The sequence below is a fragment of the Achromobacter xylosoxidans genome, from assembly GCF_001457475.1.
Classification (GTDB): domain Bacteria; phylum Pseudomonadota; class Gammaproteobacteria; order Burkholderiales; family Burkholderiaceae_B; genus Achromobacter; species Achromobacter xylosoxidans.
Genome location: NZ_LN831029.1, coordinates 6,578,116 through 6,598,120, shown reverse-complemented (window position 1 = coordinate 6,598,120; position 20,005 = coordinate 6,578,116). Strand labels below are relative to the sequence as shown.

22 protein-coding genes are annotated in these 20,005 nt (G+C 67.6%); 10 read left to right on the top strand and 12 right to left on the bottom strand.

Annotated elements, in window-relative coordinates:
- Window positions 1–8: 8 nt before the first annotated feature.
- Both lipB and AT699_RS29735 read left to right on the top strand, forming a co-directional pair.
- Window positions 9–653 carry a lipoyl(octanoyl) transferase LipB gene (gene lipB, locus AT699_RS29740; RefSeq protein ID WP_024070725.1) on the top strand — a complete coding sequence of 215 codons (645 nt, stop codon included), beginning with the start codon at window positions 9–11 and terminating at the stop codon, window positions 651–653.
- On the top strand, window positions 650–1,378 hold the full coding sequence (locus AT699_RS29735) for a tetratricopeptide repeat protein (RefSeq protein WP_006389745.1): 729 nt from the start codon (window positions 650–652) through the stop codon (window positions 1,376–1,378). Before lipB ends, AT699_RS29735 begins: the two co-directional genes overlap by 4 nt.
- Before the next feature lie 64 nt (window positions 1,379–1,442).
- Here the strand turns inward: AT699_RS29735 and AT699_RS29730 are convergent, their stop codons facing one another.
- Window positions 1,443–2,255: a substrate-binding domain-containing protein gene (locus AT699_RS29730; RefSeq protein WP_054443615.1), complete on the bottom strand. Its 813-nt coding sequence runs from the start codon at window positions 2,253–2,255 to the stop codon at window positions 1,443–1,445.
- Window positions 2,256–2,404: 149 nt separating this feature from the next.
- On the opposite strand from AT699_RS29730, the gene lipA reads away from it, so the two are divergent.
- On the top strand, window positions 2,405–3,412 hold the full coding sequence (gene lipA, locus AT699_RS29725) for a lipoyl synthase (protein ID WP_047993157.1): 1,008 nt from the start codon (window positions 2,405–2,407) through the stop codon (window positions 3,410–3,412).
- 52 nt (window positions 3,413–3,464) lie between these two features.
- On the opposite strand, the gene AT699_RS29720 is transcribed toward lipA, so the two are convergent.
- Window positions 3,465–4,028 (bottom strand): cob(I)yrinic acid a,c-diamide adenosyltransferase, encoded by a 564-nt coding sequence (locus AT699_RS29720; protein ID WP_024070722.1) that lies wholly within the window; start codon window positions 4,026–4,028, stop codon window positions 3,465–3,467.
- Between the two features lie 143 nt (window positions 4,029–4,171).
- On the opposite strand from AT699_RS29720, the gene AT699_RS29715 reads away from it, so the two are divergent.
- Window positions 4,172–4,477, top strand: a complete 306-nt coding sequence (locus AT699_RS29715; RefSeq protein WP_006389749.1) for a copper-binding protein — start codon at window positions 4,172–4,174, stop codon at window positions 4,475–4,477.
- A gap of 156 nt (window positions 4,478–4,633) precedes the next feature.
- Here AT699_RS29715 and hslU read toward each other — a convergent pair whose 3' ends face one another.
- From hslU to AT699_RS29690, 5 genes are all read right to left on the bottom strand, one after another.
- Window positions 4,634–5,968, bottom strand: a complete 1,335-nt coding sequence (gene hslU, locus AT699_RS29710; protein ID WP_020925902.1) for an ATP-dependent protease ATPase subunit HslU — start codon at window positions 5,966–5,968, stop codon at window positions 4,634–4,636.
- Window positions 5,969–6,043: 75 nt separating this feature from the next.
- The gene (gene hslV, locus AT699_RS29705; RefSeq protein ID WP_006389751.1) at window positions 6,044–6,583 is read right to left on the bottom strand and encodes an ATP-dependent protease subunit HslV; all 540 of its coding nucleotides are present in this window, start codon (window positions 6,581–6,583) and stop codon (window positions 6,044–6,046) included.
- 207 nt (window positions 6,584–6,790) lie between these two features.
- Window positions 6,791–7,255, bottom strand: coding sequence for an RNA polymerase-binding protein DksA (dksA, locus tag AT699_RS29700; protein ID WP_006389752.1), 465 nt, complete (start codon window positions 7,253–7,255; stop codon window positions 6,791–6,793).
- Window positions 7,256–7,382: 127 nt separating this feature from the next.
- Window positions 7,383–8,513: a CobW family GTP-binding protein gene (locus AT699_RS29695; protein WP_024070720.1), complete on the bottom strand. Its 1,131-nt coding sequence runs from the start codon at window positions 8,511–8,513 to the stop codon at window positions 7,383–7,385.
- Between the two features lie 359 nt (window positions 8,514–8,872).
- Complete coding sequence (locus AT699_RS29690; protein ID WP_006389754.1) at window positions 8,873–9,376, bottom strand: Fur family transcriptional regulator; 504 nt, start codon at window positions 9,374–9,376, stop codon at window positions 8,873–8,875.
- Window positions 9,377–9,690: 314 nt separating this feature from the next.
- Here AT699_RS29690 and AT699_RS29685 point away from each other — a divergent pair, with 314 nt between their 5' ends.
- The 5 genes from AT699_RS29685 to AT699_RS29665 are packed head-to-tail and all read left to right on the top strand — an operon-like array spanning window position 9,691 to window position 14,038.
- On the top strand, window positions 9,691–10,413 hold the full coding sequence (locus AT699_RS29685) for a metal ABC transporter ATP-binding protein (RefSeq protein ID WP_035184230.1): 723 nt from the start codon (window positions 9,691–9,693) through the stop codon (window positions 10,411–10,413).
- Window positions 10,410–11,276, top strand: a complete 867-nt coding sequence (locus AT699_RS29680; RefSeq protein WP_006389756.1) for a metal ABC transporter permease — start codon at window positions 10,410–10,412, stop codon at window positions 11,274–11,276. Before AT699_RS29685 ends, AT699_RS29680 begins: the two co-directional genes overlap by 4 nt.
- Window positions 11,277–11,295: 19 nt before the next feature.
- On the top strand, window positions 11,296–12,291 hold the full coding sequence (locus AT699_RS29675) for a metal ABC transporter substrate-binding protein (RefSeq protein WP_024070717.1): 996 nt from the start codon (window positions 11,296–11,298) through the stop codon (window positions 12,289–12,291).
- A 50-nt stretch (window positions 12,292–12,341) separates the two neighbouring features.
- Window positions 12,342–12,935: a DUF1007 family protein gene (locus AT699_RS29670; RefSeq protein ID WP_232067017.1), complete on the top strand. Its 594-nt coding sequence runs from the start codon at window positions 12,342–12,344 to the stop codon at window positions 12,933–12,935.
- The gene (locus AT699_RS29665; RefSeq protein WP_024070716.1) at window positions 12,926–14,038 is read left to right on the top strand and encodes a nickel/cobalt transporter; all 1,113 of its coding nucleotides are present in this window, start codon (window positions 12,926–12,928) and stop codon (window positions 14,036–14,038) included. The genes AT699_RS29670 and AT699_RS29665 overlap by 10 nt, the downstream gene beginning before the upstream one ends.
- A 13-nt stretch (window positions 14,039–14,051) precedes the next feature.
- Here AT699_RS29665 and xerC read toward each other — a convergent pair whose 3' ends face one another.
- From xerC to AT699_RS29640, 5 genes are read right to left on the bottom strand one after another with little or no spacing between them, the layout of a single operon-like run.
- Complete coding sequence (gene xerC, locus AT699_RS29660) at window positions 14,052–15,026, bottom strand: tyrosine recombinase XerC (RefSeq protein WP_024070715.1); 975 nt, start codon at window positions 15,024–15,026, stop codon at window positions 14,052–14,054.
- Between the two features lie 34 nt (window positions 15,027–15,060).
- On the bottom strand, window positions 15,061–15,738 hold the full coding sequence (locus AT699_RS29655) for a DUF484 family protein (protein ID WP_024070714.1): 678 nt from the start codon (window positions 15,736–15,738) through the stop codon (window positions 15,061–15,063).
- A 4-nt stretch (window positions 15,739–15,742) separates the two neighbouring features.
- Entirely contained in the window at window positions 15,743–16,654 is a 912-nt protein-coding gene (gene dapF, locus AT699_RS29650; protein ID WP_054440734.1) for a diaminopimelate epimerase, read from the bottom strand.
- Between the two features lie 48 nt (window positions 16,655–16,702).
- The gene (locus AT699_RS29645) at window positions 16,703–17,593 is read right to left on the bottom strand and encodes a lysophospholipid acyltransferase family protein (RefSeq protein WP_020925911.1); all 891 of its coding nucleotides are present in this window, start codon (window positions 17,591–17,593) and stop codon (window positions 16,703–16,705) included.
- A gap of 49 nt (window positions 17,594–17,642) precedes the next feature.
- Window positions 17,643–18,509: a lysophospholipid acyltransferase family protein gene (locus AT699_RS29640; RefSeq protein WP_006389764.1), complete on the bottom strand. Its 867-nt coding sequence runs from the start codon at window positions 18,507–18,509 to the stop codon at window positions 17,643–17,645.
- Window positions 18,510–18,786: 277 nt separating this feature from the next.
- Here AT699_RS29640 and metK point away from each other — a divergent pair, with 277 nt between their 5' ends.
- The gene (gene metK / locus AT699_RS29635; protein WP_006389765.1) at window positions 18,787–19,950 is read left to right on the top strand and encodes a methionine adenosyltransferase; all 1,164 of its coding nucleotides are present in this window, start codon (window positions 18,787–18,789) and stop codon (window positions 19,948–19,950) included.
- Window positions 19,951–20,005: the final 55 nt, after the last annotated feature.

Sequence of the window (20,005 nt, the reverse complement as noted above, 5' to 3'; positions counted from 1 at the left end):
CAGCGGTTGTGATCAAGTGGCTCGCGCGGCCGGCGGACTACCTGTCCGTGTGGCGGGACATGCAGGCGTACACCGACCAGCGGTCGGCCGAGACGCCCGATGAAATCTGGCTGTGCGAGCATGCGCCGGTCTATACCCTGGGGCAGGCGGGCCTGCCCGAGCACGTGCTCAACCCGGGCGCCATCCCCCTGGTCCAGTGCGATCGCGGCGGCCAGGTCACCTATCATGGCCCGGGCCAGGTGATGGCGTATGCGCTGTTCGACCTGCGCCGCGTCGACATGTACGTGAAGGAATACGTGGCCCTGCTGGAAACGGCGGTGATCGATACGCTCGATGCGATGGGCGTGGCCGGCGCCTGCCGCAAGCCCGGCGCGCCGGGCGTCTATGTGCCCGACCCCGACGGCGGCCGCGAATTGGCCAAGATCGCCGCGCTGGGCATCAAGATCCGCAATGGCCGCGCCTATCACGGCGTATCGCTCAACGTGGCGATGGACCTGGCGCCGTTCCTGGGCATCAATCCCTGCGGCTATGCCGGCCTGCGCACGGTCGACATGGCGTCCTGTAGCGTGCGGCGCGATCCCACCGAGGTGGGCGACGCGCTGGCCCGCAACCTGGCCCGCTTGTGGCGCCAGGCAAGGACAACACCCGCATGAAGACAAGCTTTACGCCGGCCGAAGTGGCCGCGACCACGCCCGAGCAACTGGCCGCCCTGCGCGCCGGGCCGGCGCCGCAGTATGCCGCCTGGATCCGCGCGGCGGCCGAAATGGGCCTGGTCGAGGCGCAGACCATCTTCGGCCAGATGCTGCTCGATGGCGTTGGCGTGCCACAGGATCAGGCCGAAGGGTTGGCCTGGTTCAAGCGCGCCGCCAATGCCGACCATCTCATGGCCATCAACATGATCGGCCGCTGCTATGAAAACGGCTGGGGCGTGCCCGCGGACGATACCGTGGCGGCGTACTGGTTCCGGCTGGCCGCCGACCGTGGGTTGGACTGGGGCATGTACAACTACGCCCACATGCTCAAGAGCGGCCGCGGCGGCGTGACGCAGAACCGCGCGGCGGCGCTGGCGCTGTACCAGCAGGCCGCGCAGGGCGGTCACGTCAAATCCATCGGTGTGGTCGGTCGCTTCTACGAAACGGGCGACGTGGTCGAGCAGGATCTGGAACGCGCGTTCGACTGCTACCGGCGCTGCGCCGAAGGCGGCGATTTCCGCGGCATGTTCCACCTGGGCCGCATGCTGTTGCTGCGCGGCCGCAAGGAAGAGGCAGTGCAATGGCTGGCGCGCGTGCCGGAGACGTCCACGCCGGCTTTCCTGCGCGAGGCTGACGCCATGCTGCGCGACTGCGGCTTTCCAGCGTTGTACGAGACTGGCGCCTGAGCGGCGTCCGAGGCCGCGCCGCACGCCCGACCCCATCGATTCCTGGCCCGGCCGCGCGCGCCGGTCAGGTACTCAAGCGTGCCTCGAACACCGTATCCAGCGTCAGCCGCGTGCCGGCCGGCTGCTCGCCATCGAGCCGGTCCAGCAGCAGTTGCCCCGCACGCCGGCCCAGCTCGGCCGCGTCCACGCCCAGCGTCGTCAGCCCCTGGACCCATTGCGGCGCGCTGCCGTCCTCGGTGAAGCCCAGCACCGCCAGGTCCTGCGGCACGTGCAGGTCGCGGTTGTGGGCCTCCGACACCGTGGCGGCGGCCAGCAGGTCCGAGGTACAGAACACCGCATCGAAGATCGTATTGGTGGCCAGCAGGCGCAGGAACGCCATGCGGCCGTCGTTCAGCTGCTGTGCCTCGGGTTGCACGATGTCGGCGACCACGGCCAGCCCCAGCGCGGCCGCGCTGCCGAGGAAGCCTTCGCGGCGGGCCCGTTCCCACGGGGTGTCGGCGCTGACACAGGCGACACGGGCATGGTCCTTTTCGGCCAGATGGCGGGCGGCCAGGCGGCCCGCCTCGGTATTGTCGATCGTCACCAGGCTGTCCAGCGGGGTGGCGGGCAGGCTCCAGGTCTCCACCACCGGGATTTCCAGCGCCGTTACGGCGGCGCGCAGTTGCGGGTCGTCGAGCGGGCCGATGACCAGCGCCGCGGCCGGGGCCAGTTGGGCCAGTAGCGGTAGCAGGGACGCATCACGCCACGGGCCGGCGGCCAGGTAGTAGCCGGCGGGCGCCAGCCGTTCGGCGCATGCCTGCACGGCACGGGTGGCTGGCGCAAGATCCAGCCGGGGGGCGATCAGGACGATGGGGCGGAGCGGGGACAGGGTGGACATGAGGGGAGGCGGCGCGAATTCGTCAGGCGTGACGATAACCCGGCGCGGCCCGGTGTCGGGCCTTTCGGGGTGGATTCGGGCACAGGGGGTAAAATGTCCTCTTTTGTCTCAGACCGCAACGCCCTGCGCGCCGGTCGTGAAGGTGTTCCATGTCCACGCTTGCCGAGTCGTCTGTGCCCTCGAACGAAGCCGCCGCCGCGCCCGCGGAAACGGCGTACGATCCGACGCAGAAACAGAAATCCCAGGCCAAGACGGCGCGCATCCCGATCAAGATCGTTCCCGCCGAGCGCCTGAAGAAGCCGGAATGGATCCGCGTCAAGGCGGCCCAGCCAGGGTCGCGCTTCTACGACATCAAGCGCATCCTGCGCGAGCACAATCTGCACACGGTGTGCGAGGAAGCGTCCTGCCCGAACATCGGCGAATGCTTCGGCAAGGGCACGGCCACGTTCATGATCATGGGCGACAAGTGCACCCGCCGCTGCCCGTTCTGTGACGTGGGCCATGGCCGCCCCGACCCGCTCGACACCAAGGAACCGGAAAACCTCGCGCGCACCATCGCCGCGATGAAGCTGTCGTACGTGGTGATCACCTCGGTCGACCGCGACGACCTGCGCGATGGCGGCGCCGGCCATTTCGTCGACTGCATCACCCACATCCGCGAACTGTCGCCCAGCACGCGCATCGAGGTGCTGGTGCCCGATTTCCGCGGCCGCCTGGATCGCGCCCTGACCATCCTGAACGCCGGCCCTCCGGACGTCATGAACCACAACCTGGAAACCGTGCCGCGCCTGTACAAGCAGGCCCGCCCGGGTTCGGATTACATACACTCGCTCAAGTTGCTGGCCGAGTTCAAGAAGCTGCACCCCGACGTGCCGACCAAGTCGGGCCTGATGCTCGGCCTGGGCGAGACCGACGAGGAAATCCTGCAGGTGATGCGCGACATGCGCGAGCACAACGTCGACATGCTCACCATCGGCCAGTACCTGCAGCCGTCGGAACACCACCTGCCAGTGCTGCGCTACGTGCATCCCGACACCTTCGCGATGTTCGAGCGCGAAGCCTATGCGATGGGCTTCTCGCACGCGGCGGTGGGCGCCATGGTGCGTTCGTCGTACCACGCCGACGAGCAGGCGCATGCGGCGGGCGTGCCCAACTGAGGGCCGCATCATCGCCACGCCAGAATGAAAAATGCCCCGCGAGGGGCATTTTTCATTCCGTGGCCTGGCGCGACACCCGGCTGGTCCAGAACACGTCGGGCCGCCCCGCCTCGCGGTTCAGATAGCGCGCCAGCACGAACATCAGGTCCGACAGCCGGTTCAGGTATTGCCGCACAGGGGCGTTCACCGCTTCCTCGCGCGCCAGCGCCACCACGGCGCGTTCGGCGCGGCGGCAGGCGGTGCGCGCCAGGTGGGCCTGCGCCGCCGCGCGCGAGCCGCCTGGCAGGATGAATTCGCGCAGGGGCGGCAGGGCCGTGTTGTAATGCGCCAGCCGCGTATCCAGGTGCGCCACCTGGGCGTCTTCCAGCGCGACATGGCCGGGAATGCACAATTCGGCACCCATATCGAACAAATCGTGTTGGATCGTCAGCAGATCGGCGGCCACGTCGGCCGGCATGGGCTCGGTCAGCAGCAGGCCGATGACGCTGTTCAGTTCGTCCACGTCGCCCAGCGCGGCGATGCGGGCCGCGTCCTTGGGCACGCGCGACCCGTCCCCCAGTCCGGTGCTGCCGTCGTCTCCGGTGCGGGTGGCGATGACTGAAAGGCGATTGGCCATGAAACGTCCTTTGCAAACAACCGTCAGAATTGTTGCGTTATTGCGGGGAAACTATTGCACGAGGACGGTATCCTAGCATTGTGGAAAGCGTGCGCGGGCCGCAAGGCCGGTATGGCGCTTTCGTCGCAATCGGAGGATAAAGCATGGCTTTCAACCGCAAGTACGCAACGCCCATGGCTGTCGCCACCGCGATGGCCGTCGTGTCGCTGGCCACGCCGCTGGCGTTCGCGCAGCAGGCCGAGGCCAGCGGCGAGGTGCGGCGCGTGGACCCGGGCGCGGGCAAGGTCACCATCAAGCACGACGCCATCAAGGCGCTGGACCTGCCGGCCATGACGCTGGTGTACGACGCCGATCCGGCGTTGCTGGCCAAGATCAAGGCCGGCGACAAGGTGCGTTTCACCGCGGAGCGCAAGGATGGCAAGTACGTGGTGACCGCGATCACCAACTGAACTGCCTGGCCGGGCGCCGCCGGTGCGTCCGCCTGGCGACAGATTCCGCCGCCGGAGGTTTCGGTGGAGGTGGCCTTCGCAGGAAAAAGGCCCGCCGCAATTGCTTGCGGCGGGCCTTTTCGTATTCGTGCCGCCGGCCAGGCCGGGACGCGAGGCTTAGAGCACGTAGCGGGCCAGGTCCTGGCTGCTGGCGGCTTCGGCCAGTTGCGCGTTCACGTAGGCGGCATCGATCTTGACCGTCTTGTCGGTGCTGGAGGTCGCGTCGAACGACAGTTCGTCCAGCAGCTTTTCCATCACGGTGTAGAGGCGGCGGGCCCCGATGTTCTCGGTGGTTTCGTTGACCTCGTAAGCCAGTTCGGCCAGCCGGCGCACGCCTTCTTCGGTGAATTCCAGCTGCACGTCCTCGGTGGCCATCAGCGCGGTGTACTGCTTGGTCAGCGAGGCGTCCGTATCGGACAGGATGCGCACGAAGTCCTCGGCGGTCAGCGATTCCAGTTCGACGCGGATCGGGAAGCGGCCCTGCAGTTCGGGAATCAGGTCCGACGGACGCGCCAGGTGGAAGGCGCCCGAGGCGATGAACAGGATGTGGTCGGTGCGGACCATGCCGTAGCGCGTGTTGACGGTGGTGCCCTCGACCAGCGGCAACAGGTCGCGCTGCACGCCCTGGCGCGAGACGTCGGCGCCGCCGCTTTCCTGGCGCGCAGCGATCTTGTCGATCTCGTCCAGGAACACGATGCCGTTCTGCTCGACGTTGTTGATCGCGGCGGTGCGCAGGTCTTCCTCGTTGACGCGCTTGGCGGCTTCCTCGTCGACGATCAGCTTGAAGGCTTCGCGCACCTTCATCTTCTTGGATTTCTTCTTGTCGCGCGCCATCCCGGCGAACATGCCGCGCAGCTGCTCGGCCATTTCTTCCATGCCGGGGGGCGTCATGACGTCCATGTGCGGCGCGGTCTGGGCTACTTCGATCTCGATTTCCAGATCGTCGATCTTGCCCTCGCGCAGGCGCTTGCGGAACGTCTGGCGGGCGCTGTTGTCCTCGCCGCGCTCGGGCTCGCCCGAGGTGCCGCGGGGCGGCGGCACCAGGGCGTCGAGGATGCGGTCTTCGGCGGCGTCCTCGGCCTGGGTGCGCACGCGGCGCATTTCCAGTTCGCGGGTCTGCTTGATCGAGTATTCGGTCAGGTCGCGGATGATGGTGTCGACGTCGCGGCCGACGTAGCCCACCTCGGTGAACTTGGTGGCCTCGATCTTGATGAACGGCGCGTTGGCCAGCTTGGCCAGGCGGCGCGCGATCTCGGTCTTGCCCACGCCGGTGGGGCCGATCATCAGGATGTTCTTGGGGTGGATCTCGTGGCGCAGCGGCTCGGCCACCTGCTGGCGGCGCCAGCGGTTGCGCAGGGCCACCGCCACCGCGCGCTTGGCGCGGTTCTGGCCGACGATGTACTTGTCGAGTTCGGAGACGATCTCTCCGGGCGTCATGTTGGATGCGGACATGAGGGCGGATCCTTGAAGCAGGGCTGGGCTGGGAGACGGGCCGCGGCGCCCCGGACGGGCGCCGCGAGGTTGGCGTCAGTCGCCCAGCGTCTCGATGACGTGGTTCTGGTTGGTGTAGATGCAGAGGTCGCCGGCGATCTCGAGCGATTGCTTGACGATGGTCTCGGGCGCCAGCTCGGTATTGCGCAGCAGCGCCAGCGCGGCGGACTGGGCATAGGCGCCGCCCGAGCCGATGGCGGCCAGGCCGTGCTCGGGTTCGAGCACGTCGCCGTTGCCGGTCAGCACCAGCGTGTGCTCGGCGTCGGCCACGATCAGCATGGCTTCGAGCCGGCGCAGGACGCGGTCGGTGCGCCAGTCGCGGGTCAGTTCGACCGCCGCGCGCATCAGGTTGCCCTGGTGTTTCTCGAGCTTGGCTTCGAAACGCTCCTGCAGCGTGAACGCGTCGGCGGTGGCGCCGGCGAAGCCGGCCAGGATCTTGTCGTGATACAGGCGGCGGATCTTGCGCGCCGTGCCTTTGATGACGATGTTGCCCAGGGTGACCTGGCCATCGCCGCCGAGCGCGACGCGGTTACCGCGACGCACGCACACGATGGTGGTGGCGTGAAATTGTTCCATGCGTTCCTTCCTTTGAAAGGACTAGCTGGGGGCGATGCGGACGAAATCAAGCCTTGCGGGTCGATGAAAATCGATCCGCGCGTCGCGCCTTCGGCTTTGCTGGCGCAGATTGCGGGCGCTTTCGCCCCGAGGCGGTGCGGCAATGAAAAAAGGCCATGCTGGAAACCAGCATAGCCTTTTGGTGTGGCGCTTGAATAACGGGACGGATCAGTCGCCGTACAGCTTCTGCCGCATTTCGCGCCGTTCCTGCGCTTCCAGCGAGAGGGTGGCGGTGGGACGGGCCAGCAGGCGCGGGATGCCGATGGGTTCGCCGGTTTCCTCGCACCAGCCGTATTCGCCACTGTCGATGCGGGCGATGGACTGTTGCACCTTCTTCAGCAGCTTGCGCTCGCGGTCGCGGGTGCGCAGCTCCAGGGCGTGTTCTTCCTCGATGGTGGCGCGGTCGGCGGGATCCGGCACGAATTGCGTTTCACGCAGGTGCTCGGTGGTTTCGCCGGCGTTGGCCAGGATGTCCTGTTCGAGTTGTTTGAGCCGTTCCTTGAAGAACGCCAGCTGGCGTTCGTTCATATAGTCGGACTCGGGCATGGCCAGCAATTCCTTCTCGCTGGGCAGATCAATCGCCGTATCGCTCGTCGACTTGCTTGATTTTTTGGTTGCTGCCTTGGTAGCCATGAAAACACTCCACTATGAATCGATCCTGGCGCGGGCTTGTCTTCCCGGTCCGTGTGCTTGCTGCCTACGCTATTCGTACCTCACAGTACTGCCTTCGTCGCACCGCGTCACGTATCCAAAAAGGGGATCACCCCGCCAGGCACTGCTCCAAGCCCCGGGTAAAAATCTCCTGGGGCAGCTTGCGGCCAATGAAGACCATCTTGGTGGACGGCTTTTCGGCCGCGGTCCACGGTTTGCCGGGTTCGGCGCCCATCATCATGTGCACACCCTGGAACAACATGCGGCGGTTGATGCCCTTCATGTACAGGATGCCCTTGTAACGCAACAGGTCCGGGCCATAGACCTGCACCACGCCGCCCAGGAATTCCTCGAGGCGGGCAGGATCGAACGGCTTGTTGGAGCGGAACACGAAGGCGCCGATCTCGTCGTCGTGCTTGGGGTGGTGATGATGCGCGTGATTGCAGTGCGCCCCGCATTCGCCGTCGTGATCGTGGTCATGGTCGTGACCGTGGTGGTCGTGGCCGTGATCATGATCGTGGCCGTGCCCGTGGGCATGGCTGTGGGCGGCATCGGGATGCTCATCGGCCAGGAAGTCCGGGTCGATGTCCAGAATGGAATTCAGGTTGAAGCCGCTGATGTCGATGATCGACTTCAGGTCGGCGTCGCCGAAGTTGACCGCGGTGATGGGCGCGCGCGGATTCATGCGCAGCAGGCGGTTGCGCAGGGCTTCGTAGTCGACGTCGTTGACCAGGTCCTTCTTGGAGATCAGGATGCGGTCCGCGAAGCCAACCTGCTTCTGGGCTTCGGGCTGTTCATCCAGCGTCGCCATGCCGTGCTTGGCGTCGACCACCGTGACCACCGCGTCCAGGCGGTAGTACTCGGCGATGTCGTCGTCCATGAAGAACGTCTGGCACACCGGGCCGGGATTGGCCATGCCCGTGGTTTCCAGGATGACGCGTTCGAAATTCAGGGTGCCGGCCTCGCGCTTGGCGCGCAGGTCGGACAGGGTGCGCATCAGGTCGCCACGCACCGTGCAGCAGACGCAGCCGTTGGACAGTTCGATGATTTCCTCGTCGCTGTCCTGCACCAGCAGGTCGTTGTCGATGCTTTCCGGCCCGAATTCGTTCTCGATGACGGCGACGCGGCGGCCGTGGAATTCGGTCAGGATGCGCTTGAGCAGGGTGGTCTTGCCCGCACCGAGAAAGCCGGTGAGGATGGTGACGGGAACCATTTTGTCCAAACTGCGCGGGGTGTTCATGGCGAAGCTGCTTGCGTGAAGTAAAGGCGGTTAGACACGGCGGTCAGGCGCTGGGGTCTGGCGGGCGGCAGCGGGTGCCGATTGCCTGCCAGACATCGCTCGACCGATGTTACTGCCACAGGCTGCGAGGGCCGCCGTTAGCGGCCGGACGCAGGATTACAGCACAGTCGGGGGCGGGGGGCAAACCCCGGGCCAACCCGGGGGCGTAGCCGCCCAGATCGCGGCTGTACGCCGTCAAGTATCGGGCGATATCACTATTTTGGGGCGCTTTTCCGGATTTCAAGGGCCGGATCGAGGCGCGCCCGATGGGACGGGCGACCGGCGAGCCCGTCGGGCGCCGGCGGCCGTGCCCGATGCCTTCAATGATGATGGTGATGGTGCCCGCCATCGGCGGGTTGCTGCTTCTGGCACTGCGGGCACAGCGCGCGGATTTCGGTCTCGTGGGTGGCCAGCGTGTAGCCGGTCTGGGCAACGCGCTCGGCCAATTGCCGGCTCATGGCGGGATCGGACACCTCGGCCACCGCGCCACAACTGGTACAGACCACCAGCAGATCGTGGGGAGCGCCGCCAGCGTCGTGGCAGGCGCTCCACGCGTTGACGGCGTCCAGTCGGTGGATCAGACCTTCGTCCATCAGGAAGTCGAGGGCGCGGTACACCGTCGGGGGCGCGGCGCCCGGATGCACTTCACGCATGGCGTCGAGCAACTCGTAGGCTTTCAGGCTGCGGCCATGGCGCAGCAGCAGTTCCAACACCTTGCGGCGGATGGGGGTCAGGCGGCGGCCGCGTTGTTCGCACAGCGCCTCGGCGACGCTGAGTTGGGCGCCTACGGTGTCGCTGCGGGGAGAGCGGGGCGGAGCGGGCATGGCGGGTTTCATCTGGAAAGGGAACGCGCGCGAGCGCGCGAGATGCCTGGAAGGTAGCAGAAAACCTCCAGGTGCGGGCGAAACCCTCCCATTCAAGCGGGTGTAGTTATGATATAACATAATAATATTCCGCTGTTTCTCTTCGTCATGTCCCATTTTTCGCTTTTGCCCCCGCGGTCCGGCGCCGCGCCGGGTCCGGGCGCCTCCTTGCGCTCCGCTTTCCTCGCCTCCGCCTGGCGCCGCATGGCTGCCGCGCTGGCCGCGGCGGCGGCGTTGTGGGCGTTGACCGGCTGGGCGCTGGACTGGTGGGCGCGATGAGCGTTGCGCCGGTGGCCATCGAGTTGTGCAACGCCTCCTTCGGTTGGCATGGCCATGCCGCCTTGCGCGGCGTGTCGGGCCGCTTCGAGGCGGGCGCGATGACCGCCGTGGTCGGTCCGAACGGGGCCGGCAAATCCACCTTGATCAAAGGCATCATGGGCGTATTGCGGCCCCTGTCCGGCAGGGTCAGCGTCGGCGGCGTCGGCCGTTCCGAACTGGCGTGGTTGCCGCAGGCCGCGGAGCTGGATCGCTCCTTTCCCGTGACGGTGCTGGACCTGGTCGCGATGGGAGCCTGGCGCCGGGTCGGCGGTTGGCGGCGCTATGGCGGCGAAGAGATCGACCGCTGCATGCAGGCGTTGCAAACCGTTGGCCTGGCCGACATGGCTGGCCGGGGGATCGATACGCTGTCCGGCGGACAGCTGCAGCGCACGCTGTTCGCGCGCATGCTGGTGCAGGATGCGCCGGTGTTGCTGCTCGACGAACCCTTTACCGCTGTCGACAGCCATACCGCCGATGAGCTGATGGCGTTGCTCTGCGGCCTGCACGGCCAGGGGCGTACGGTGATCGCGGTGCTGCACGACATGGACCTGGTGCGTGACCACTTTCCACAGTGCCTGCTGCTGTCCGGTTCGGTGGTGGCGTGGGGCGATACCGCCGAGACGTTGACCGAGGCGAATCTGAAGACGGCGCGCCAATGGCACGCGAGGGCCTTCGCATGAGCGTGTCGCAATGGTTGATCGGCCCCTTTCTCGACTACGGCTTCATGCGGCGCGCGCTGGCCGGCGCCAGCGCCCTGTCCCTGGGGGCCGCGCCGCTGGGCGTCTTCCTGGTGCTGCGGCGCATGAGCCTGATGGGGGATGCCATGTCGCACGCGATCCTGCCGGGCGTGGCGGCGGGCTTCCTGCTGGCCGGCCTGTCGTTGGGCGCGATGATGCTGGGCGGCATCGCCACCGGGCTGGCCGTGGCGCTCCTGGCCGGCCTGGTCGCGCGCCTGACGCCGCTGCGGGAAGACGCCAGCTTCGCCGCCTTCTACCTGATATCGCTGGGCCTGGGGGTGCTGCTGGTGTCGCTGCGCGGGTCGAACATGGATCTGCTGCACGTGCTGTTCGGCACCGTGCTGGGGCTGGACGACGCGGCGCTGCTGCTGGTGACGGCAACGGCCAGCATCACGCTGCTGGCATTGGCCGCGCTTTATCGCATGCTGGTGGCGGAATGTCTCGATCCGGGCTTCCTGCGCGCCAGCGGCGGCCAGGGCGGCTGGGTCCACATGGGCTTTCTGGTGCTGGTGGTGGTGAACCTGGTGGCCGGCTTCCAGGTGCTCGGCACGCTGATGGTGGTCGGCATCATGATGCTGCCGGCCGCGGCCGCCCGCTTCTGGATGCGTTCGGCTGCCGGCCAGATCCCGCTGGCCGGCGGCGTTGGCGTGGCCGCTTCGGTGACGGGCCTGCTGGTGTCGTATCACTTCAACGTGCCGGCCTCGCCCGCGATCATCCTGGCGGCCGGCGGTTGCTATCTGTTTTCCATCGTCTGCGGCCCGTATGGCGGGCTGCTGCGGGCGTCGCGCGCATCGCGCCGGGCCTGAACCCTCAAGGAGATTCGCTATGCGTTCCATTCTGCCGGCGTTCCCGCGCCGCCGCGCCTTGCTGGCCGCCGCCGGCCTGTGGCTGTCCACGGCCTTCGGCGCGGCGCATGCCGCCGAACCGCTGCCGGTCGTGGCAAGCTTTTCGATCCTGGGCGACATCGTGCGCGAGGTGGGCGGCGACGATATCAAGCTGGGCACGCTGGTGGGCCCGGACGGCGACGCCCATGAATACGAGCCAACGCCAGGCGATGCCAAGAAACTGGCGGCTGCCAGGATACTGTTCGTCAACGGCCTGGACTTCGAAGCGTGGTTGCCGCGGCTGGTGAAGGCCGCGGGCTTCACGGGTCCGACCGTCGTCGCCTCCAAGGGAGTGACGCCGCGCAAGTTCGCCGGCCATGAGCATGGCAAGCACGATCACGGCCATGGCGACAAGGACCATGACCATGACCATGACCATGGCGCTGGCGAGGGCCATCACCATCATGGCGACGCAGACCCGCACGCCTGGCAGAACCTGGCCAATGGCGTGACCTATGCGCGCAATGTGGCCGCGGGCCTGGCCGCCGCCGATCCCGCCCACGCCGACGCCTATCGCAAGCGCGCCGATGCCTACATCGCCCGCCTTCAGGCCGCCGATACCGCCGCGCGCAAGGCCTTCGCCGCGATCCCGGCCGAACGCCGCAAGGTAGTCACTTCGCACGATGCCTTTGGCTATTTCGGCGATGCGTATGGCGTGGATTTCATTGCGGCAATGGGCGTATCGACCGCGGCCGAACCGTCCGCCGGCGACGTGGCGCGCATCATCGAGCAGGTCAAGCGCGACAAGGTGCCGGCGGTGTTCGTCGAGAACATCACCAGCCCCCGCCTGGTGCAGCAGATCGCGCGTGAAACGGGCGCCAAGGTGGGTGGTACGCTGTATTCCGATGCGCTGTCCAAGCCCGGACAGCCCGGCGCCACCTACCTGGAAATGTTTGAATGGAACGTACGTCAGCTCACCGCCGCATTGCGGCCCTGATCGCTGTCACGGGCGCACTGGCGGCCAGCACCGCCGGCGCCCATCCGCACATGTGGATCGATGCCCGCGCCGTGATCGACCTGGACGAGCAACATCGGGTCACGGCCGTGAGGCAGGTCTGGCTGTTCGACGAAATGTTCGGCGCCTATGCCACCCAGGGTCTCAAGAAGGGCAAGGGCGGCGCCGTGCCCGACGACACCTTGAAGACCATGGCGCAGGATTGGATGAAGGCGCTGGGCGAGCCGGTGTCGCATTACTTCACGCGTGTCACCGTGGCCGGCAAGAGCGCGGTGTTCGCCGCGCCGCGCGATGCGCGCGTGACCTGGAACCCCAAGACCGGTCGATTGGCGTTGGCGTTCACCTTGCCGCTGGCCGAGCCTGCCGCGCTGGACTCCGCTGGCGCCCAGGTCGATATCTATGACCCGACCTATTTCGTGGCGTACGCCTTCGAAGAAAAAGGGGCGGTCGCGTTGGGCGGACCCGGCGCGGCGGCCTGCAAGCAGGCTTACCGCAAGCCCAAGGAACTGGATTGGAACACCATGCAGCAACTGGCCGCGATCCCGGCCGATCCGGATGCCCTGCCGGAAGAGCTTTTCGCCATCACCAAGGGGCTGACGCACCGCATCGAGGTGCAATGCTCCTGACGCGGGGGCGGCCCATCGCGGCGGCCGCGTGCGCGTGGCTGCTGGCCCTGGGCGCGCTGGCCTGGACCGGCATGGCCGCGGCGCAAGGCGCCCATCCTTTCGGCGTGCCGGAAAGCGGCGCGGGGCTCGCGGGCGGTCCCGGTTGGTTGTCCGCGTTTTTCGGCCAGGTGTCGGTATGGCAGACGCATTTCTATCGCCAGCTCACTGCCGCCGTGCGTGCCTGGCAGGCCGACGGCGGCGCTGCCTGGACGCTGATCGGCCTGTCTTTCGCGTACGGCGTGTTCCACGCGCTTGGGCCGGGACACGGCAAAGCGGTGATTTCCTCTTATGTGCTCGCCAATCGCCAGACGGCCCGCAATGGCGCGCTGCTGGCGTTGCTGTCGTCGTTGGTGCAGGCCCTGGTGGCCATCGCGATGGTGGCGGCGCTGGCGTTGGTGTTCAACGCCACGGCGGCGGTGATGAATCAGGCGACGCGTTGGCTGGAGCTGGCATCGTATGCGTTGGTGACGTTGCTGGGGGCCTGGCTGGTCTGGATCAAGGCGATCCGGCCGTTGTTGCGCCGTCGGCGGGCCGCGACAATGGCCACGGTCGCAGCGCCGACACCCGTGGCGTCCGCCCCGGCCTTGCGAGCCATCGCCGTACGGGCCTCGGCGCCGCATGGGGATGCGGCGGCACCTGCCCAACCGCATGACCATGCCCATGGCCATGCGCATCACGACGATTGCGGCTGCGGCCACGCGCATGTGCCGCCGCCCGACCAGGTGGCGGGGCCGTTGAATTGGCGTCGCGCCTGGTCCGCGATCTTCGCGGTGGGCCTGCGGCCCTGCAGCGGCGCGTTGATCGTGCTGGTGTTCGCGTTGTCCCAGGGATTCTTCCTGGCGGGGATGGCGTCGGCGCTGGCGATGGGGCTGGGCACCGGCCTGACCGTGGCCGCGCTGGCCTGCCTGGCGGTCGCGGCCGGCGGCGCCGCCACGACACTGGGATCCCGCCTGTCGGGCGTGGCGGCGGCGCGGTTGCGCTACGGCGTGGAAGCGTTGGCCGCCCTGGCCGTGCTGGCATTGGGCGTGTTGCTGTTGGGTGGCATGCTGGCCGGCGGCGGATGAGCGCGCCCGGTGCTCAGGATTTGCGGCCGGCGCGTGGATGCGCCTGGTCGTAGGCGCGCGCCAGGTGTTGGAAATCCAGCCGGGTATAGATCTGGGTCGTGGAGATATTGGCGTGGCCGAGCATTTCCTGCACGGCGCGCAGATCCTGCGCCGATTGCAGCACATGGCTGGCGAAGCTGTGGCGCAGCACGTGCGGATGCACGTGGGTCGGCAGGCCCGCAGCCTGCGCGACGTGCGCCAATTGCAGTTGCACCACGCGCGGCGAGATGCGGCGTCCGCGCGCGCCCAGGAACAGCGCGGCGGCATCTGACGGCGATGCGGCGGGCGGGGCCAGTTGCGGCCGGGCTTCGATCCAGCGTTGCAGCGCCGCCACGGCCGCCTGGCCCACGGGTACGGAGCGGCGCTTGCCGCCTTTGCCCAGCACGATCACTTCCGCTTCATCCAGATTGAGCCAGCCGCGCGATTCATAGTCGGCCGAGCGCGCGTAGCGCAGGTCGAGCCCGACCAGTTCCGACAGGCGCAAGCCGCTGGAATACAACAATTCGAACATGGCCTGGTCGCGCAGCGCGGCCGGTTCGGTCGCCACTTTGGCAGGTGCGCGGTCCAGCAGGGCCTGCGTCTGTTCCACCGACAGGGCCTTGGGCAGGCTGCGCGGCGCCTTCGGCGCGCGCACGCCGGCGACCGGATTGCCGGCCAGGCCGATGGCGGGCGCCCACCACTGGTAGAAGCCGCGCCAGGCCGCCAGCGTGCGGGCCAGGCTGCGCGGGCCGCGGCCCTGGGCATGCAGCCGCGCGACGAAGTGGCGGATATGGCCGTTGCCGAGCCGCTCGAGGGGCAGTTTGGCGCGTTCGGCCAGTTCAATCAGGAAACCCAGCTCGCGCCGGTAGCCGTCCAGCGTGTGGGGGGAATAGCGGCGGTTGCTTTCCAGATGGCGCAGCCATGCGGCCATCGGATCGGGCAGGGGAGCGTCCGGCGCCGGGTCCTGCATGGCGTGTTCCGGGGCTCCCGCGCTCATGGCTGGATCACGCCTTGGGGGCGGCCGGGTTCAACCGGTGCAGCGCGGCCGAGGCCAACTGGCCGATGGACTCAAGGAACGCGGTGCCCATGTCGGGCGTGAAACGCTCGGCGTCGTCCGAACCCAGCACCAACAGGCCCACGCTGGCGCCTTCGGCCTCCAGGCGCAGGGGCACCAGCGCCAGCGACTTGGGCTTGGCGTCCAGCCAGGCGACCGCCTCGAAGGCCGTGTCGGTGCCGCAGTACGGCGCCTTCAGGCTGTCGGTGAAGGTGCGCACGTCCTGGCTGACGGGTTCACCGTAGCCGGTTTCGGGCAGGTCGGGCAGGTTCCACAGGCGCAGCGCCACGTGGTTCAGTTCGAACTGTTCGGCCAGCCCCAGGGCGATCTCGCCAGGCACCAGCTGCGGATCCGGTTCCGACAACAGTCGGCAGCACCATTTGGAGATGTGGCTGCCGATGGTTTCGTTGGCGGTGGCGTTGCGCACCAGTTCGTTCAGGCGCCATTCGAGTTCGCGGTTGCGTTCGCGCAGCGTGAGGATCTGGCGTTCGCCCAGCGAGATGGCGCGCGAGCCGTGCGGATGCGGCACCTGCAGCGTGGCGAAGACGTCGGCGTGCTCGTCGAAGAAGCCGGGATGTTCCTGCAGGAAAGCGGCGATGTCCTGGGCGGTGAAAGCGGTATCGGTCATGGGGTCAGCGGTTCAGCGCCATGGAGAAGACGAGCTTGTCGATATCGACCTGGCCCGTGAAGACGGATTCGGCAGGGCCGGTCAAGCGCAGTTGTTCGCCATTCCAGGCGATGGTCAGCACGCCGCCGCGCGTCTGCACGCGCACCGGGGAGTCGAGCAGACCGCGGCGGATGCCGGCAGCGACGGCGGCGCAGGCGCCGGTGCCGCAGGCCAGCGTCTCGCCGGCGCCGCGCTCATGCACGCGCAGGCGGATGCTGTGGCGATCGACGATCTGCATGAAGCCGGCGTTGACGCGGCGGGCGAAGCGAGGATGGTTTTCGATCAGCGGGCCGACGATGGCGACGGGCGCGGTGTCGACGTTGTCCACCACCTGCACGGCGTGCGGATTGGAAATGGCCACGGCCGACAGGGCCACGCTGCGCGGCAGGCCGGCGGGCACGTCGAGCTCCAGCTGCCAGAGCGTGTCCTGGCCTTCGGTGCGCGAGGCCAGGCCGGTGGTGTCGAACGGCAACACGGCCGGGTCGAAACGGGTGCTGCCCATGTCGACGGTGACCTGTTCGTCGTCGCCTTCGTCCAGCACCAGGATGCCGGTGGCGATTTCGGCGCGCAGCGGGTTACGGTCGGACAGGCCTTGTTCATGCACGAAGCGCACGAAACAGCGGGCGCCATTGCCGCAATGCTCGACCTCGCTGCCGTCGGCATTGAAGATGCGGTAGCGGAAGTCGGCATCGGGCCGGGTGGCGCGTTCGACCAGCAGGATCTGGTCGGCGCCGATGCCGAAATGGCGGTCGCCGAGGGCGCGGGCGCGCTCGGGCGTCATTTCGATGGCCTGGCGGACACCGTCCAGGACGACGAAATCGTTGCCCGCGCCATGCATTTTGGTGAAATTCCAGTTCATGGGAGGATTATCGCCCATTCTGGCCCTGAAAACCGCGCCGCCGCACGGCGCATGTCCGAACGCGCGCTAGTAGATCTTGGGCTCGCCCGGCGGCCGCGTCTTGAAGCGGCGATGCACCCAGTAATACTGGCTGGGACAGCGGCGCACCCAGGCCTCCAGTTCCCGGTTCAGGCGCGCGGTGGCCTCCTCCAGCGTATCGTCGCCGGGGAAGTTCTCGAGCGGCGGCAGTACTTCGGCATGGTAGCGGCCTGTTTCCGGGTTCCAGAAATCCAGGATGGGCAGCACCGCCGCATTCCATTTCTTGGCCAGTTGGGCGGTCGCCAGCAAGGTCGCCGCGGGAATGCCGAAGAACGGCACGAATACCGAGCCCTGGCGGCCGAAATCCATGTCTGGCAGGTAGTACACCGGCCGCGGTGCGCGCAGATGGCGCAGCAGCTCGCGCACGCCGTCCTTGCGGCTGACCAGGAAGACCTCGTTGAAGCGGGCGCGTCCGGCCGCGACGACCGCGTCGATGTGCGGATCGCTTTGCGGCGTGTACATGGTGGCCGCGCTCGGCACTTCCATGGTGAGGCGGGTGGCGGCGGCATCCAGGCCGATGAAGTGCGGCGCCAGCAGGATGACCGAACGGCCCTGGGCGGTCAGCTCGTTGATGCGCTCGGCGCCGCTTTGCGTGACCATGTCCTGGATTGCCTCGGGCGTGCCGTACCACAACACGCCGCGGTCGACGATGGACTGCGCCAGCGCCCTGAAGTGTTCGCGCACCCAGCGTTCGCGCACCTGCGCGGGCTGTTCGGGGAAGCACAGCTCGAGGTTGCGGCGCACGATGCGGGTGCGCGATCTGGCCAGCCGCATGGCGAGCCAGCCGAGCGCGGCGCCGATGCGTTGCCGGTTGGCGGGCCGCATGCGGCCAAACCACTTCAGCAGGGAGACCAACGTGCGCGTTTTCGAATCGTTCATGGGTAAAAAGCGTGGGACCAGGGCGGCGGGACGGAATGGGGCGACGGCCTCAGCCGGAGGCGGCGGCGGTGTCGTCGGCTGGCGCCGGGGGCGCGCCGCGAGGGGTCTTGTAGCGGTTGTAGCTCCAGAGATACTGCTGCGGGCAGCGGCGGATCAGGGTTTCCATGGCGGCGTTGAGCAACGCCGCCTGGGCCTGGGGATCGGCCGGCAGCGGTTCCGGCACCCGCACGTAGTGGATGCGCCAGCCGCGCCCGCCCGGCAGGCGCTCGCCCGCGGTCAGGATGATCGGCACGCCGGTCTGGGTGGCCAGCTTGCCCGGCAGCGTCATGGTGTAGGCCATGCGTCCGAAAAAAGGCGCCCAGACGCCGTCGCCGACGCCCGGAGCCTGGTCCGGCAGCATGCCGACGGATTCGCCGCGTCGCAGGGCGCGCACGAATTCGCGCACGCCCTGCATGGTCGCCGGCACGGCATTGACGGCCGAGCTGTTGCGCGCGGTTTCCAGCAGCGGCGCCAGGATGTCCTTGCGCGGCGGGCGGAACATCACGGTCATGGGCATCAGGCGGGCCAGGTAGCGCGCGGTGATCTCGAAACAGCCCAGGTGCGGGGTCAGGAACAGGATGCCGCGGTTTTCGGCGCGGGCGGCGCTGACCACGTCGTTGTCATCGGAAACGACCTGGGCCAGGCTTTGCTCGTTGCGAAACCAGACCCGCGGCATTTCCAGGATCATGGCGCCGGCCTCGCCCGCCGCCCGCCGGGCAAAGGCCGGCTCGGGATAGCCCGCCTGCGCCGCATTGGCCTGCAGGCGGCGCCGGTACTTGCCCGGAAACGCATACGCGGCGCGGCCAAGCAGGCGTCCCAGCGCGTGCGCGACGGGCAGGGGCAAGGAGGCGAACAGGCGAAATAGGACGAGCAGCATGCGGCAAATGAGCGATATCGGGCATGGTGATGCCGGTGCTCGCGGGAAAGACCCCACCCCCGGCACAAGCATAAGACCGACATTTTCGCTTAAAATCGACCCGTCGCCGAGTTAACCGACAACTTGCGGGGCGACGGCAGGATACCGATGCGTCATGCATCGCTTGCCAAATCCGCTAAAGCGTCGCGCCCAGATCAGCGTATGCCATGCAGTCCGGGGTGCAACGCGCCTCGTGAACCCAATGTTCCGGTTGTACCGGACACGAAAGGACGCATCTGTGGCCAATAACGACTTTCTCTTCACTTCCGAATCCGTTTCCGAAGGACACCCCGACAAGGTAGCCGACCAGGTTTCCGACGCGATTCTGGACGCCATCTTCACCCAGGACCCCAACGCCCGCGTGGCGGCGGAAACCCTGTGCAACACGGGCCTGGTCGTGCTGGCCGGTGAAATCACCACCACCGCCAACGTCGACTACATCCAGGTCGCGCGCGACACGATCCGCCGCATCGGCTACGACAATACCGAGTACGGCATCGACTACAAGGGTTGCGCGGTGCTGGTCGCCTACGACAAGCAATCGCCCGACATCGCCCAGGGCGTGGACCGCAGCTCGGAAGACTACCTGAACCAGGGCGCGGGCGACCAGGGCCTGATGTTCGGCTACGCCTGCGACGAAACGCCCGACCTGATGCCGGCCCCGATCTGGTACGCGCACCGCCTGGTGCAGCGCCAGAGCGAACTGCGCAAGGACGGCCGCCTGCCGTGGCTGCGCCCCGACGCCAAGTCGCAAGTGACCTTCCGCTACATCGACGGCCGCCCGGCGGAAGTCGATACGGTGGTGCTGTCGACCCAGCACGCGCCGGAAGTCACGCAAGAGACCATCCGCGAAGCGGTCATCGAAGACATCATCAAGCCCAGCTTCCCCGAAGGCCTGATCACGCCCAAGACCAAGTTCCTGGTCAACCCGACCGGCCGCTTCGTCATCGGCGGCCCGCAAGGCGATTGCGGCCTGACCGGCCGCAAGATCATCGTCGACACCTACGGCGGCGCATGCCCGCACGGTGGCGGCGCGTTCTCGGGCAAGGATCCGTCCAAGGTCGACCGTTCGGCCGCCTACGCCGCCCGCTACGTGGCCAAGAACATCGTGGCCGCCGGCCTGGCGCGCCAGTGCCAGGTGCAGGTCAGCTACGCCATCGGCGTGGCCGAGCCGATCAACATCACCGTCTACACCGAAGGCACCGGCGTCATCCCCGACGACCAGATCGCCAAGCTGGTGCGCGAGCACTTCGACCTGCGTCCGAAGGGCATCGTCAACATGCTGGACCTGCTGCGTCCGATCTACACCAAGACCGCCGCCTATGGCCACTTCGGCCGTTCCGAGCCGGAATTCTCGTGGGAAGCCACGGACAAGGTGCAGGAACTGAAGAAGTCGGCCTGAGCGTCGCGCCTTCGCAAAAAAGCCCCTGCATGCAGGGGCTTTTTTTTTACGGCCG